We start from the raw sequence: 1,157 nt of genomic DNA on the forward strand, positions 1-1,157 counted from the left end.
GCCCGCTCGAACGCCTCCCACGACGTCTCCAGAAGCAACCGCTGCTGCGGATCCATCGCCAACGCCTCACGCGGCGAGATCCCGAAGAACCCGGCATCGAACTGCCCTGCGTCGTAGAGGAATCCACCCTCGGAGGCGTAGCTCTTCCCCGAGGCCGCGGGGTCGGGGTCGTACAGATTCTCCAGGTCCCAGCCCCGGTCGTCGGGGAACCCGGAGATCGCGTCCCGTCCCGATGCGACGAGGTCCCACAGGTCTTCCGGCGAGGCAACCCCGCCCGGGTAACGGCATGCCATCCCCACGATCACCACGGGATCACCGTCGACCGCCGCCGTAACGGACGACGGGCTCACGACGACAGCGTCGGAACCGAGCAACTCCCCCCGCACGAAGCCGGCGATCGCCGCCGGAGTCGGATGGTCGAAGACCAACGTCGCCGGCAACCGCAGACCCGTCACCGCACTCAACCGGTTCCGCAGATCCACCGCCAACATCGAATCGAACCCGAGATCCTTGAACGCCCGGCCCGCGCCCACCGCCTCCCCCGACTCGTGACCCAACACGAGTGAGACGTTCGTCCTGACCAGGTTGAGGATCTCGACCTCGCGCGCCTCCTCGTCGAGCACCGCCAGGCGCGACGCGAGTGCGGATCCGCCGGAGTCCGCCGCGCCCGCCGCGATCCGCCGGCTTGTCGTGCGCACCAGGTTGCGCAGCACGTCCGGCAGCACACCCGAGGCCGCCCGGGTCCGTAGTGCCGCCGGGTCCAACAGGATTGGGAGAAGGTGTGCCGCATCGGAGCGCAGCGCGGCGTCGAAGAGGGCGAGCCCCTCCTCGTTCGTGAGCGCCCGGACCCCGCGCCGAAGGGCACCGGACGCCACGCTGTTCTCCGTGGCACGGGTCAGGCCACTGGACTGCGCCCATGGGCCCCAGCCCACGGAGATCGAGGGCCTGCCGGACGCGTGGCGGTGCTCCGCCAGGGCGTCGAGGAATGCGTTCGCCGCCGCGTAGTTGGCCTGACCGCTGTTGCCGAACACACTCGCGGCGGAGGAGAAGAGGACGAAGGCAGAGAGGTCGAGATCGCGGGTCAGTTCGTGCAGGTTCACCGCGCCGTCGACCTTGGCGCGCAGCACACTGTGCAACCGGTCCTCGGTCAACGCCTC

Annotated in this window: 1 protein-coding gene; it reads right to left on the bottom strand. The window is 69.7% G+C overall.

What is annotated here, in order from left to right; translation table 11 throughout:
* The coding region (locus tag ACZ4FV_RS52440; RefSeq protein WP_465328569.1) for a beta-ketoacyl reductase at nt 1-1,157 on the bottom strand (1,157 nt) is incomplete at both ends.

It is taken from the genome of Embleya sp. NPDC025285 (assembly GCF_055558835.1).